The organism is Mesorhizobium sp. M9A.F.Ca.ET.002.03.1.2, assembly GCF_003952365.1.
Classification (GTDB): domain Bacteria; phylum Pseudomonadota; class Alphaproteobacteria; order Rhizobiales; family Rhizobiaceae; genus Mesorhizobium.
The window spans coordinates 5,080,952-5,094,517 of the sequence record NZ_CP034443.1; the positions used below are offsets into that span (position 1 = coordinate 5,080,952).

Here is a 13,566-nt window from a genome sequence, read left to right on the forward strand (position 1 = left end):
TGCTCGTCTACCAGTGGACCTGCCATGTTGAGCCGACCCAAATCGACGATTGCCAGGGCAGCGCGCGTCTTCGCGACGCTTTCGCTTGCCGCGACGGTCGCTGTGACCGGCACGGTCAGCGCCTTCGCGCAAAACGTGCCGGTGGTGCGCGATGCCGAGATCGAAGCGCTGGTGCGCGATTACGCGCGGCCGATCTTCAAGGCGGCGGGCCTGCCGGAAGACGGCGTCAACATCGTGCTGGTCAACGATCAGAGCTTCAACGCCTTCGTTGCCGGGCGCCGCATGTTCATCAACACCGGCGCCTTGATGACGGCGGAGACGCCCAACGAGATCATCGGAGTCATCGCGCACGAAGCCGGCCACATTGCCGGCGGGCACCAGCAAAAATTGCGCAACCAGCTCGAACGCGCCAAGACGATGGCCATCATCGCGACGCTGCTTGGCGCTGGCGCGATGGTCGCCGGCGCCACCACCAACAGCCGGGGCCTCGCCGGCGCCGGCATGGGTGTTGCGGCTGGCGGCGGCGAGATGGCGCAGCGCAGTATCCTCGCCTATCAGCGCACCGAAGAGATGACCGCCGACCGCTCGGCGATAACCTATCTCAATGCCACCGGCCAGTCCGGCATAGGCATGCTGAAGACGTTCGACCGCTTCCAGAGCGCGTTGTCGCTGTCGGGGGCGCAGGTCGATCCCTATCGAATCAGCCATCCGATACCGCGGGACCGCATCTCCAATCTCGAAGTGCTGGTGAAGAAGAGCCCTTACGTCGACAAGGTCGACTCGCCGGCGCTGCAGCAGCGGCACGACATGATGCGCATCAAGATCGCCGCCTATATGGGAGGCCAGGCCGCCGCATCGCGGCTGATGCGCAAGAACCCGGGCAGCCTCGCCTCGCAATATGGCGACGCGCAGACGGCCTATCTTTACGGCAATCTGGCCAAGGCGCTTGCCAGGACCAACGCGCTGATCAAGCAACAACCGAAGAATCCCTATTTCCAGGAATTGCGCGGCGACATCCTGATGAAGGCGAACAGACCGAGGGATGCCGCGGAAGCCTTCGCCAAGGCCGTCAACCTCGATCCGGCGCGATCCGGACTGCTGCTGGTCTCTTACGGCCAGGCACTGATGGCCACCGGCACGCCCGATTCCCTGGAGAAAGCGGTGGTGCAGATCAACAAAGGCCTCGGGCGAGACCGGGAAAACACCGCGGGATACCGCTATCTGGCGCAGGCCTATGGCGAGCTCGGCAACATCCCGGCCGCGGATCTTGCAACCGCTGAGGGCCATTTCTATTCCGGCGCCTACAAGGATGCCAAAATCTTCGCTATGCGTGCGCAGATGAAAATGAAGCGCGGTGAGCCGGGCTGGGTCCGCGCGCAGGACATCATAAACTATGCACCATCAGGCAAGAAAAAGTGAACTTTCCGGCCGTGCGCGGTGACATATAGTCGGACCAATCGGTGCGGAAATCAGGCGAGAGGATTAGGGACAATGAACAAGGCAATTCTGCTGGGCACCACGGGAACGGCGGTCGCTCTCGCCATGCTGGGTTTCGGGTTCGTGACCGGAAATCCGCAGACGGCAAGGGCCGATGCCGCGCAGATCGCCCAGGCGGCATCCGCCGACACCAAGGTCGACCGCACGGAAGTCGAGGGCATCATCCGCGACTATCTCTTGAAGAACCCGGAAGTGCTGCTGGAGGCGCAGGAAGCGCTCGAGGCCAAGCAGAAAGAGGCGCAGAGGATTGCCAGCCTCAATGTCATCAAGGATGCCAAGGACGAGATCTTCAACTCGACCTTCGACGGCGTCGTCGGCAATCCGAACGGCAAGGTCACCATCGTCGAGTTCTACGACTACAATTGCGGCTACTGCAAACGCGCCATCGATGACATGCAGGCGCTGACGACAGCCGATCCGGACCTGCGCTTCGTGCTCAAGGAGTTCCCGATCCTCGGCCCGGATTCGCAGAAGGCGAGCGTCGTCTCGATGGCCTTCCACCTGATGATGCCGGAGAAATACGGCGAGTTCCACAACGCGCTGCTCGGCGGCCAGGGACGCGCCACCGAAGCGGCGGCCATCAAGGTGGCGCTTTCGCTCGGCGCCGACGAGGCAAAGCTGCGCGAGAAGATGAAGGACCCGTCGATCGCCGAGGCCCTCTCCAAGACCTATGACCTTGCCAACAAGCTGGCCATCACCGGAACGCCCTCCTATGTGGTCGGCAACGAGGTGGTGTTCGGAGCGCTCGGGCAGGCAGTGCTGGCGGAGAAGATCGAGGCTGCCAAGGCCGCACTCTGATCGATCACTGGCTTCGGCGCAGGCCATTTCCCACCTGTTGTGGACAGCGAAAGAACCCACTTGCGCTCTTTTCGCAGGCGTTTAAGCCCATTATAGAGGCCCAGTGCGCCAGTTGATGCCGGCGCCGGGAAAGGTCGGCATTTTGAAAACGGTTTTCGTCCTGAACGGTCCCAATCTCAACGCGCTCGGCAAGCGCGAGCCAGGCATCTATGGCGGCAAGACGCTTGCCGCGATCGCCGAAGATTGCAAGCAGGCGGGTGCGGCACTTGGGCTCGAGATCGATTTCCGTCAGTCGAACCATGAGGGCGACCTCGTCGACTGGATACAGGAAGCCGCCGACAAGGCTGTCGGCATCGTCATCAATCCGGGCGCCTACAGCCACACCTCGATCGCCATTCACGACGCCATCCGCTCCATCGCGCCATTGCCCGTCGCCGAAGTTCATCTTTCCAACATCCATGCGCGGGAATCATTTCGCCACGTCTCCATGGTCTCGCCGGTCGCCGTCGGCATGATCTGCGGGTTCGGGCCGCTCGGCTACACGCTGGCGCTGCAGGCGCTTGCCGCACGCCTATGACCGGCCAACAAACAGAAGGCTCGAAAATGTCGATAAAGAAAAACGGTGTTGACCAGCAGCTCATCCGCGATCTGGCGGGCATACTGAACGACACCAACCTCACCGAGATCGAGGTCGAGCTGGGCGACTTGAAGGTGCGCGTGTCGCGACAGGCGCCGGCCGTCCATGCGGTCGCCGCCTCGCCGCCCGCCTATGCGCCGCCGGCAGCGCAGCCGGCGGCCGCGGTCGTCCCGGCAGCGGCCGACGTCTCCAAGAATGCGGTGGCCTCGCCCATGGTCGGCACCGCCTACCTGGCGCCGTCGCCCGACGCCAAGGCGTTCATCGAGGTCGGCCAGCAGGTCAAGGAAGGCCAGACGCTGCTGATCATCGAGGCGATGAAGACGATGAACCAGATCCCCTCGCCCCGCGCCGGCACGGTGACGGCGATCCTGTTCGAAGATGCGCAGCCGGTCGAATATGGCATGCCGCTCGTCGTGATCGAGTAGAGCCGGGAACAGGCGAAAAATGTTCCAGAAAATCCTCATCGCCAATCGCGGCGAAATCGCCCTGAGGGTGCTGCGCGCCTGCAAGGAGCTCGGCATCCAGACCGTGGTGGTGCATTCGACCGCCGATGCCGACGCAATGCATGTGCGGCTCGCCGACGAGAGCGTCTGCATCGGCCCGCCGCCGTCGCGCGACAGCTACCTCAACATCCACCAGATCGTCGCCGCCTGCGAGATCACCGGCGCCGACGCGGTGCATCCCGGCTACGGCTTCCTGTCGGAGAATGCCAAATTCGCCGATATCCTCGCCGCGCACAACATCACCTTCATCGGCCCGAGCGGCGATCACATCCGCGTCATGGGCGACAAGATCGAGGCCAAGCGCACCGCAAAGCGTCTCGGCATTCCGGTGGTGCCCGGCTCCGACGGCGCGGTCACCGAGGAAAGGGAAGCAAAGCGTATCGCCGCCGAGATCGGCTATCCCGTGATCATCAAGGCATCGGCCGGCGGCGGCGGGCGCGGCATGAAGGTGGCGCGCAGCGAGGCCGATCTTGAAGTCGCCTTGCAGACGGCGCGCTCGGAAGCCGGTGCTGCGTTCGGCGACGACGCCGTCTACATCGAGAAGTACCTGGAAAAACCGCGCCACATCGAGGTGCAGGTGTTCGGTGACGGTGCCGGCCGCGGCGTTCATTTCGGCGAACGCGACTGCTCGCTGCAGCGTCGCCACCAGAAGGTCTGGGAGGAAGCGCCCTCGCCGGCGCTCAACGCCGAGGAGCGCGCGCATATCGGCGGCGTCTGTGCCAGGGCTATCGCCGATCTCGGTTACTCCGGCGCCGGCACCATAGAATTCCTCTACGAGAACGGCGAATTCTACTTCATCGAGATGAACACCCGCCTGCAGGTCGAGCATCCGGTGACGGAGGCGATCACCGGCATCGACCTCGTGCATGAGCAGATCCGTGTGGCCTCGGGCGGCGGGCTTTCGGTGCGCCAGGAAGATATCCGCTTCCAGGGCCACGCCATCGAATGCCGCATCAATGCCGAGGATCCGCGCACCTTCACCCCCTCGCCCGGCACGATCACCCATTTCCACACACCGGGCGGGCTCGGCATCCGGGTCGATTCCGGCGTTTACTCCGGCTACAAGATCCCGCCCTACTACGACAGCCTGATCGGCAAGCTGATCGTGCACGGCCGCAACCGCGTCGAATGCATGATGCGGCTGCGGCGGGCGCTTGACGAATTCGTCGTCGACGGCATCAAGACGACGCTGCCGCTGTTCCGGGATCTCGTCGGCAATGCCGATATTGCCAATGGCGAGTATGACATCCACTGGCTGGAAAAATATCTGGCCGAAGAGGATTAGGGCGTGAACTTATAGAATATGATAACGCGATGACCCGTCCCTACGCGCCAGGCTATCGCATCCCGACCGACCTGTTGCTCAAGGCCTATGCCTCGGGCGTTTTTCCGATGGCCGAAAGCGCCACCGATCCCGAAGTGTTCTGGGTAAGGCCGGAAACGCGCGGCATCATCCCGCTTGACGGTTTCCACGCGCCCAAGAGCCTGAGGAAGGTGATCCGGAAAAACCTGTTCGACATCCGTTTCGATTTCGACTTCGAGGCGACCATCGACGGCTGCGCCGAGAGGCGCGAGGAACGCCGGTCGACCTGGATCAATGCACCGATCCGCGAAGCCTATGTCGAGCTCCATCGGATGGGCCATTGCCATTCGGTCGAAGCCTGGCGCGAGGGTCGGCTCGTTGGTGGCCTCTACGGCGTATCGCTCGGCCGGGTGTTCTTCGGCGAAAGCATGTTCGCCAGGGAAACGGATGCGTCGAAGGTCTGCCTGGTGCATCTGGTCGAGCGCCTGAAGGAACGGCGCTTCGCGCTGCTCGACACGCAGTTCACCACCGAGCACCTCAAACGCTTCGGCGCGGTCGACGTGCCGAGAGGCAGATACGAAAAGATGCTGGCTGACGCGCTGAAGGGCGAAGCGATCTTTTTCCCATGATCTGCGGCAGGTCAGTTTTTTGCGACGGGCTCTAGAGGCGTCTGCGCGTGGAACATCATCTTCCAGCCATCTGCGCGATGGACATAGCCGGTGCTGACCAGCGCCGCATAAGGCTCGCCATTGTCGCGAGTGGCATGCGCCTCATAGGTTAGCATGACAATGTCGCTGCCCGGCTCGATGATGCCCTTGAGCTCGACATCGAGATCGCGCCAGCGGTTCGGATCCGTCGCGGTTTCGGCCAGATCGGCGTTGCTCATCGCCTGCGCCATCTGAGGGAAAGCCACCAGGCATTCGGTGTCGGCATTGGCTTTAAAATAGGCAGCGTCGCCCGTCCAGAACCCTTTTTCGAGCTCGAGAAGCTCGCCTTTGTTGGCCATCATGGGGACATCCTCCGCACGCCAGCCACTACCAACGCACGGACAACAGGGCGGTTCCAGAAGACTCAGCGTGCGATCCCGAACAGCCGATCCCGTGCGCCTGGCGTTCTAATTGGCCTTGGCCGCGTCGGGCGCCGGCACATCCGACTTCTGTTTGCATGCCTTAAGCCAGACGTCATAGACGGCGTGCTCGACGGCATTGAGGCCGGGGCTTTCGGCAAACATCCAGCCGGTGAAGATGCGGCGGATTTTCCGGTCGAGCGTGATCTCGTCGACCTCGACGAAGGAATCGGTCTTCGGCTCTTCGGTTTGCGGCCGCGAATAGCAGATGCGCGGCGTCACCTGCAAAGCACCGAACTGCACCGTCTCGTCGATATAGACATCGAAGGTGATGATGCGGCCGGTGATCTTGTCGATGCCGGCGAATTCGGCGACGGGATTGGTGATCCGTTCCGGTGCCGCCGGCGCTACTGGCGCCTCCGATGCCTCCGGTACCACTGGCGCCTCCGATGCCTCCGGTGCCGCTGGCACCTCCCATGCCTCCGGTGCCGCCGGCGCCTCCCATGCCTCCGGTGCCGCCGGCGCCTCCCATGCCTCCGGTGCCGCTGGCGCCTCCTGCGCCTGTGCAACGGCCATGCTGCAAGCGGCAAAAGCGGCGGCCGCCGTCAGTCCGCCTATCGAGATTCGGCTGAAAATGCTCATGCAAGGGTCCGGTGGTTTGCGCCCGGGTGATTCTGTCGCGCCCAAGGCTAGTCGCTGCTGTCAGATCGGCAAGCAACTAAACGCCAATTGTGGCGATAAAGGACCGATCCGCACCTTGACGAGCGGCGGCTACGACCCCGGCGTCCAGGCGTCGTAGTCGCCCGTCACCTGCGGGCGGTGCTGATTGGTCAGCACGGAACCCTTGGGGCGATAGGCGGCGGCACTTCCGGTAAGGTTCGGCTGATGCGGCTTTTGCCACTCGCGTGGCTTGTAGTTGTCGCTCGGCGGCGCGGCATCGACGCGATGATGCATCCAGCCATGCCAGCCGGCCGGAATCATCGAAGCTTCCGAATAGTTGCTATAAATGACCCAGCGGCGGGTGCGGCCTTCCGAATCGACACCACCTTCGTAATAGACGTTGCCAGCCTCGTCCTGTCCGACCTTCTTGCCATGCCGCCAGGTGTGAAAGCGCGTTCCCAGCGTCTGGCTGTTCCACCATGTGAAAAACTGCAGCAGGAAAGTTTTCATCCAAGTCCTCTTGGCAAGTCCTCGTGGCAAGTCTCGCGCAGCGGCAGCGGCGGCGCCTGTTTCCTGCTTATGGCGTCAGCCTATAGCGAAGGCAAGGGTTTTGCCGCAAGTGCCGCGCAAATGCTGACGTGAAACCGATGCAAGCCTTCACGTTCGCGGCGGCGCATGCCTTGCCAAGGCTGCCTCGTCTTTCTAAAGCTCTGCTCGCCCGGTGCTGTATCCAGCCTGGCGACGGTTGAGGGAGGTAAAGATGGCCGCGGACGCATCCGACCCCGAACTGCGGATCAGCGCCAACTCCATTCGCCTGCGCAAGGGCGGCGTGCCGATTGTCTGCCTCACCGCCTATACCTACCCTGTCGCTCGCCTGCTGGACGATCACGTCGACCTGCTTCTGGTCGGCGACAGCGTCGCCATGGTCCTCCATGGCCACAAGACCACGCTGGGCGCCTCGCTGGAGATGATGATCGCTCATGGACAAGCGGTGATGCGGGGTTCGGCCAGGGCTTGCGTGGTGGTCGACATGCCGGCCGGAAGCTATGAGGATACGGCGCGCCAAGCCGTCGCCTCTGCACGTCGGATCGCCAAGGAGACCGGTTGCCAGGCCGTCAAGCTGGAGGGCGGCGTCGCAGTCGCCCGGCAGATTGCGGCGATCGTCGCTGCCGGCATTCCGGTCATGGGGCATATCGGCTTGCAGCCGCAATCGGTGGAGAGCGACGGCGGCTACAGGATCAAGGGCCGGACGCAGGAGAATGTGGCCGCCCTTTTTCGCGACGCGGACGCTGTCGAAAAGGCCGGCGCGTTTTCGGTGGTCATCGAAGGCACGGTCGAAGCCGTCGCCGCCGACCTCACCCGGCACATGTCCATTCCAACCATCGGCATCGGCGCCAGCAGCGACTGCGATGGCCAGATCCTGGTCATCGACGACATGGTCGGCCTGACCGTCGACCGTGTGCCGAAATTCGTCAAGCAGTATGCCGACCTGCGCAGCACCATATCGCAGGCGGCGGCCAGCTATGCGGCGGAGGTGCGAAGCCGGACATTCCCCGGCCCGGGCCATGTCTTTTCCGCCACCGTCGACAAGGCAAAGCCATGAATTGGGGCAAAACATGAGCATGAGTCCCCGCGTCGTCGACAGCGTCGCCGCGCTTCGCGCACAGGTCCAGGACTGGCGTCGCGATGGCCTCAGCGTTGCCATGGTGCCGACCATGGGGGCGCTGCACGACGGCCATATCTCGCTGGTCGAGATCGCGCTCGAAAAGGCCGATCGCTGCGTTGTTTCGATCTTCGTCAACCCGACCCAGTTCGCGCCGAGCGAAGACCTCGACAAATATCCGCGCCAGCTCGCCCGCGATCTCGACCGGCTGGCCGAGGCCGGCGCAGAGCTCGCCTTCACCCCCGATGTGACGGAGATGTACCCTGCCGGCTTCGCCACGAGGATTTCGGTCGGCGGGCCAGCCGCCGGGCTGGAATCGGATTTCCGGCCGACCTTCTTCGACGGCGTCGCGACGGTCGTGGCAAAGCTCTTTCTGCAGGCATCGCCCGACTATGCGGTCTTCGGTGAAAAGGACTACCAGCAGCTTTGCGTCGTCAGGCAGCTCTGTCGCGACCTCGATCTGCCGGTGAAAATCATCGGCGCGCCAACGGTGCGCGACGCGCGTGGCCTCGCCATGTCATCACGCAACGCCTATCTCGGCGAAGCCGAGCTCGAGGTTGCGCGCAACTTCAACGTCGTCTTGCGCCAGACGGCCGCGGCACTTGCGGCAGGCGGCGACGAAGGCAGCACAACCGCCGAGGCCAGCGGCGCGCTCGTCAAGGCCGGCTTCGACAAAGTCGACTATATCGCCGCGCGCGAGAGCCTGACGCTCGCCCCATGGCGGCGAGGCCGCGACGGACGCCTGCTCGCAGCCGCCTGGCTGGGCAAGACCAGGCTGATCGATAATGTGGAAGTTCCCTCCACATAGTTTGCAGGCCCTCGCCCGAGGCGCGAATTGTGGCCGCCGCTGCGCTCAAGCTGATTTTTTGCACCCGGCACCGAGGTCTTTGTGAGCCTCATTTGCAAAATCCGGAACACCGGGCCGGCTCCGTTACAATTCGGCCAAAATCGTGGTGCGGTGCTGCGCGTTCCAGGAGTTCAGCATCATGCACGGCTGGAAAGAGAACGATTTCTGGCGCGGATCCCTAGTCTTGATACCGACACATGTCGAGCGGCTGCTCCCGTACCTGTTCCTCCTTGCCTTGATCTGCATCGCGGTCGTCTTCCGGCCGCTCCTGCCGGTCGATGAAACGCGATATCTCAGCGTCACCTGGGAGATGTATGTAAGCGGACAGATCTTCGTTCCGACGATGAATTTCGTGCCCTATCTGCAAAAGCCGCCGCTGCTGTTCTGGCTCATCGATCTGGCCTGGAACATTTTCGGCGCAAGCCGGATTGCCGCGATGCTCGTCATCTTCGTCGCGTCGTCGCTTGTCATCTGGCTGACGACGCGTTTGGCAAAAACCCTCTTTCCCGGGCGCGACGACATCGCAAGCCGTGTCCCCTGGCTCGTCGCCGGAAGCACCGCCTTCGTCATTTATTCGACCCTGATCCTGTTCGATATGCTGCTGACGGTCTTCGTGCTCGCCGCGCTTTTGTCGTTGCTTACCTTTGCCAGGAGCGGCAATCGTTGGCACGCCGTGCTGGCGGGACTGTTCATCGGACTGGGTGTTCTGACGAAGGGTCCGGTGGTGCTCATCCATGTCGGCACCCCGATCCTGCTCTATCCGCTCTGGCGCGATCGGCAGGCCGGGCTGACGACGCCGAAATTCTTCGCCGGGGCCGGTCTGGCAATTCTCGCCGCATTGATTCCGGTGGCGATCTGGCTGGTGCCTGCGACCATCATGACGAAAGGCAACTTCGTCTACGACCTTGTCTGGAACCAGTCGGCAGGGCGTGTCACCGGCCATCTGCACAACTCCCATGGCCGGCCGTTCTATTTCTATGTCGCGCTAGCGCCGATCATGCTCATACCGTGGATATTCATACCCGACGTGTGGCGGCTGAAACTGGGCGCCCGGATACGTGGCCTGGTCGACGCGAGATCGCCGGACCTGCGCACATTGCGCCTGCTGTCGTTCTCGTTCGTTGCGATTTTGCTCATTTTCAGCGCGATATCCGGCAAGCAGCCTCATTATGTGGTGCCAACATTGCCATTTGTGGCCATTCTGTTCGCGTATTTCATGGCGGAGATTCCACTCGCGAGGCTTAGAAACCCGGCCTTCGCCCTGCTTGCCATTTTCGGCATCGGCCATGCCATGGCATCAGCGACCGTCTTCAAACGAGACGATCTCAAGCCGCTGGCCAGTTTCATCGACGAGCGAAAGGATGCGGACTGGGCTGTCGCCTTCGACTACCAGGACGAGGTCGGCTTCCTTGCCAGATTGCAAAAGCCGTTCGAAACAACCGACAATCCCGAGGGATGGCTCAGCTTCCATCCTGGCGGCTATGTCGTCGAAAAATCCAAGGCCCCGACCGCGTCGGGGCAAATCGCTTTCCGCCTTCGCGTGGAACGCGGCTACCTTCTCGTCCTCGAGGGACAACATTGACGGCGTGGCAACCGCAACGGACCGGCGCGGCCCGTGAAACACGACTGACCGCGACGTGCCCGGGCAGGCAGACCTATCCGATCGCCTTCTCGAAAATCAGCGCCGGCAACCCTGAGCCGCCGCCACAGTCGGCGGTGTTGCCGGCGGGCAGAAACCCTTTCGAGCGGTAGAAGGCGATGGCCGGAGCGTTTGCCTCTTCCACTTCGACACGCAGCGTCCGCGCCTCCGGAAAGCTGGCCCCGACCTCTTCCAGCAATGCCTGGCCGATCCCTTGCCTCTGCCAGGCCGGATGCACGTAGAGCTGGTTCAGCATGACGATCTTGGCATCCGTGGTGGCTGCGGCGAAAGCCATGCCGCCGATGCGCTTGCCGTCGTCCGCGATCAGGAATTCGGAATTCGGCCGTGCCAGCCGCGCCCTGAGCGAGGCGATCGAATGCCACTCGTCTGATATCTCGGTGACTTTGGCGGCACCATAGATGCTGTCGTAGGTGGCGTGCCAGGTTTCAACCAGCAACGCGCGGACCGCGGCAAGATCGCGCTCGCCAGCGGTGCGGACGAACATCATCCTATTCGATCCCGAGCTTTGCCTTGACCAGGTCGTTGACCGCTTGCGGGTTGGCCTTGCCGCCCGTCGCCTTCATCACCTGGCCGACGAACCAGCCGGCCATGGTCGGCTTGGCGCGCGCCTGCTCGACCTTGTCCGGGTTGGCTGATATCACCTCGTCGACCGCCTTTTCGATGGCGCCGGTATCGGTGACCTGCTTCATGCCGCGGCTTTCGACCAGCTGGCGCGGATCGCCGCCCTCGTTCCAGACGATCTCGAACAGATCCTTGGCGATCTTGCCGGAGATGGTGCCCTCCTTGATCAGGTCGATGACCGCGCCAAGCTGATCGGGCGAAACCGGAGCATTTTCAATATCCTTGCCGGCCTTGTTCAGAGCGCCCAACAGATCGTTAATGACCCAGTTGGCGGCGAGCTTGCCGTCGCGACCAGCGGCAACCTTCTCGAAATAGTCGGCGATCGCCTTTTCCGACACCAGGATCGAGGCGTCGTAGGTCGACAGGCCGAGCGAGGAGATCAGCCGCGCCTTCTTGTCGTCGGGCAGTTCAGGCAGATCCTTCGCCAGCGCGTCGACATAGGCCTGGTCGAACTCCAGCGGCAGGAGATCCGGATCCGGGAAATAGCGGTAGTCGTGCGCTTCTTCCTTGGAGCGCATCGAGCGCGTCTCGCCCTTGTTGGGGTCGAACAGCCGCGTTTCCTGGTCGATCTTGCTGCCGTCCTCCAGAATGGCGATCTGCCGGCGCGCCTCGTAGTCGATGGCCTGGCCGATGAAGCGGATCGAGTTGACGTTCTTGATCTCGCAGCGCGTGCCGAATTCGCCACCGGGCCTGCGCACCGAGACGTTGACGTCGGCGCGCAGCGACCCTTCGTCCATATTGCCGTCGCAGGTGCCGAGATAGCGCACGATGGTGCGCAGCTTGGTGACATAGGCCTTAGCTTCGTCGGCGGAGCGCATGTCGGGTTTGGAGACGATCTCCATCAGCGCCACGCCGGAACGGTTGAGGTCGACATAGGACATGGTCGGATGCTGGTCGTGCATCGACTTGCCGGCATCCTGCTCCAAATGCAGGCGTTCGATGCCGACCTCGATGTCCTCGAATTCGCCCTGCCGGTCCGGGCCGACCGAGACGGTCACCTTGCCCTCGCCGACGATCGGCTGCTTGAACTGCGAGATCTGATAGCCCTGCGGCAGATCGGGATAAAAGTAGTTCTTCCGATCGAAGACCGACTTGTGGTTGATCTCGGCCTTCAGCCCGAGGCCGGTGCGGATCGCCTGCTTGACGCATTCCTCGTTGATGACCGGCAGCATGCCCGGCATCGCCGCATCGACAAGGCTGACATTGGCGTTGGGTGCGGCACCGAAAGCCGTCGAGGCGCCGGAGAACAGCTTTGCCTCCGAGGTCACCTGCGCGTGGACTTCGAGGCCGATGATGATTTCCCAGTCGCCGGTGGCGCCTGATATCAGGCGTTTGGCGTCGGGCGTGCGGGTGTCGATGAGGGTCATGGTGATCCAGATGATTGTTGTTCAAATTGTCTGGCGTTGTCGGCCGACAAAATCAAGCGTTCGCTAGATCAATCGGCCGGAACTGGCAAGGGAGCCCCTGTTGGCCGAGATGCCCCTGTTGACCGAGATCAATGTCACCGACCTCCGACATGGCAATGATTGCCGGGGAGGCAGGAGTGACCGACATGAGTTTTCTCGACTATTTGATTTCAGTCGATGCCAGAACCGCATTGATGGGTCGCATGATGCAGAAGCTGGGCGTCGACCGGCAATTAAAAGCCGTGCCCGACCAGGCAGCCGTCACCAGCCGCGCCGTCGACCGCTGCCGTTCGTGCGGCCATCAGGACGAATGCGCGGTTTGGCTCGACGAAAACGAGCAACCGGACGATCCGCCGGACTATTGCCGCAACCGTGACCTGATCGCACGGCTGCAACATGCGGCCGGCCTACGCTAGAAACCGGCCCCCGCCGGCTGAGGAAACAAGCCGTCAGGCCGTCGCGATATAGGCCCTGATCTCCGCGGCCTCGCGCTCGACATCCTCGATGCGCCGCTTGACCACATCGCCTATGGACACGATGCCGTCAAGCAGGCCGTCCTTTTCCACCGGCAGATGGCGGAAACGGCCACTGGTCATGATCTCCATGACCTCGTTGACGGTGTGGTTCTCATTGCAGATCTTCACTTTGGGCGTCATTGCCGAACGCACCGCGATATCCAGTGCGGCGGCTCCTTCCCTGGCGAGGACCCGCACGACATCGCGCTCGGAAAGAATGCCGACGATCTTGTGATCGCCATTGGTGATGACCAGCGCACCGATCCTGTGTTCGGTCAGGATGCGAATGGCCTCGCTCAGCTTTTCGTTCGGCCCGAGCGTCAACACATCATGGCCTTTTTGCTCGAGAATTGCCTTAACAGTCATGGCGTCCTCCTCAGTCTCACTTGC

At 62.7% G+C, this 13,566-nt stretch carries 16 protein-coding genes; 10 read left to right on the forward strand and 6 right to left on the reverse strand.

What is annotated here, in order from left to right:
- The first annotated feature begins 24 nt into the window (after positions 1-24).
- The 6 genes from EJ066_RS24620 to aat all read left to right on the forward strand — a co-directional run bounded on the left by EJ066_RS24620 (position 25) and on the right by aat (position 5,367).
- A complete protein-coding gene (locus EJ066_RS24620; protein ID WP_126042544.1) occupies positions 25-1,419 on the forward strand; it encodes a M48 family metalloprotease in 1,395 nt (464 codons plus the stop codon).
- A 72-nt stretch (positions 1,420-1,491) separates the two neighbouring features.
- Positions 1,492-2,295, forward strand: a complete 804-nt coding sequence (locus tag EJ066_RS24625) for a DsbA family protein (RefSeq protein WP_126042546.1) — start codon at positions 1,492-1,494, stop codon at positions 2,293-2,295.
- Between the two features lie 142 nt (positions 2,296-2,437).
- Positions 2,438-2,872, forward strand: a complete 435-nt coding sequence (aroQ, locus tag EJ066_RS24630) for a type II 3-dehydroquinate dehydratase (RefSeq protein WP_126042548.1) — start codon at positions 2,438-2,440, stop codon at positions 2,870-2,872.
- A gap of 26 nt (positions 2,873-2,898) precedes the next feature.
- Positions 2,899-3,357, forward strand: a complete 459-nt coding sequence (gene accB, locus EJ066_RS24635; protein ID WP_126042550.1) for an acetyl-CoA carboxylase biotin carboxyl carrier protein — start codon at positions 2,899-2,901, stop codon at positions 3,355-3,357.
- A 19-nt stretch (positions 3,358-3,376) separates the two neighbouring features.
- Positions 3,377-4,720 carry an acetyl-CoA carboxylase biotin carboxylase subunit gene (accC, locus tag EJ066_RS24640; RefSeq protein ID WP_126042552.1) on the forward strand — a complete coding sequence of 448 codons (1,344 nt, stop codon included), beginning with the start codon at positions 3,377-3,379 and terminating at the stop codon, positions 4,718-4,720.
- Between the two features lie 29 nt (positions 4,721-4,749).
- On the forward strand, positions 4,750-5,367 hold the full coding sequence (gene aat, locus EJ066_RS24645; protein WP_126042554.1) for a leucyl/phenylalanyl-tRNA--protein transferase: 618 nt from the start codon (positions 4,750-4,752) through the stop codon (positions 5,365-5,367).
- 11 nt (positions 5,368-5,378) lie between these two features.
- On the opposite strand, the gene EJ066_RS24650 is transcribed toward aat, so the two are convergent.
- The 3 genes from EJ066_RS24650 to EJ066_RS24665 form a co-directional block, all read right to left on the reverse strand.
- Complete coding sequence (locus EJ066_RS24650; protein ID WP_126042556.1) at positions 5,379-5,747, reverse strand: hypothetical protein; 369 nt, start codon at positions 5,745-5,747, stop codon at positions 5,379-5,381.
- A gap of 105 nt (positions 5,748-5,852) precedes the next feature.
- Positions 5,853-6,242 (reverse strand): DUF2155 domain-containing protein, encoded by a 390-nt coding sequence (locus tag EJ066_RS24655; protein ID WP_245455232.1) that lies wholly within the window; start codon positions 6,240-6,242, stop codon positions 5,853-5,855.
- 333 nt (positions 6,243-6,575) lie between these two features.
- A complete protein-coding gene (locus EJ066_RS24665) occupies positions 6,576-6,974 on the reverse strand; it encodes an NADH:ubiquinone oxidoreductase subunit NDUFA12 (RefSeq protein ID WP_126042558.1) in 399 nt (132 codons plus the stop codon).
- Positions 6,975-7,224: 250 nt separating this feature from the next.
- Between EJ066_RS24665 and panB the strand changes: the two genes are divergently transcribed.
- The 3 genes from panB (at position 7,225) to EJ066_RS24680 (ending at position 10,556) form a co-directional block, all read left to right on the forward strand.
- On the forward strand, positions 7,225-8,067 hold the full coding sequence (gene panB / locus EJ066_RS24670; RefSeq protein WP_126042560.1) for a 3-methyl-2-oxobutanoate hydroxymethyltransferase: 843 nt from the start codon (positions 7,225-7,227) through the stop codon (positions 8,065-8,067).
- A gap of 19 nt (positions 8,068-8,086) precedes the next feature.
- Positions 8,087-8,935, forward strand: a complete 849-nt coding sequence (panC, locus tag EJ066_RS24675) for a pantoate--beta-alanine ligase (protein WP_126044031.1) — start codon at positions 8,087-8,089, stop codon at positions 8,933-8,935.
- A gap of 178 nt (positions 8,936-9,113) precedes the next feature.
- Positions 9,114-10,556: a glycosyltransferase family 39 protein gene (locus EJ066_RS24680; protein ID WP_126042562.1), complete on the forward strand. Its 1,443-nt coding sequence runs from the start codon at positions 9,114-9,116 to the stop codon at positions 10,554-10,556.
- A 73-nt stretch (positions 10,557-10,629) separates the two neighbouring features.
- Here the strand turns inward: EJ066_RS24680 and EJ066_RS24685 are convergent, their stop codons facing one another.
- Entirely contained in the window at positions 10,630-11,118 is a 489-nt protein-coding gene (locus EJ066_RS24685) for a GNAT family N-acetyltransferase (protein WP_126044032.1), read from the reverse strand.
- A gap of 4 nt (positions 11,119-11,122) precedes the next feature.
- Positions 11,123-12,622, reverse strand: coding sequence for an Asp-tRNA(Asn)/Glu-tRNA(Gln) amidotransferase subunit GatB (gene gatB, locus EJ066_RS24690; protein WP_126042564.1), 1,500 nt, complete (start codon positions 12,620-12,622; stop codon positions 11,123-11,125).
- Between the two features lie 185 nt (positions 12,623-12,807).
- On the opposite strand from gatB, the gene EJ066_RS24695 reads away from it, so the two are divergent.
- Positions 12,808-13,077: a DUF6455 family protein gene (locus EJ066_RS24695; RefSeq protein ID WP_126042566.1), complete on the forward strand. Its 270-nt coding sequence runs from the start codon at positions 12,808-12,810 to the stop codon at positions 13,075-13,077.
- 33 nt (positions 13,078-13,110) lie between these two features.
- Here EJ066_RS24695 and EJ066_RS24700 read toward each other — a convergent pair whose 3' ends face one another.
- Positions 13,111-13,542: a CBS domain-containing protein gene (locus EJ066_RS24700; protein ID WP_126042568.1), complete on the reverse strand. Its 432-nt coding sequence runs from the start codon at positions 13,540-13,542 to the stop codon at positions 13,111-13,113.
- Positions 13,543-13,566 lie beyond the last annotated feature (24 nt).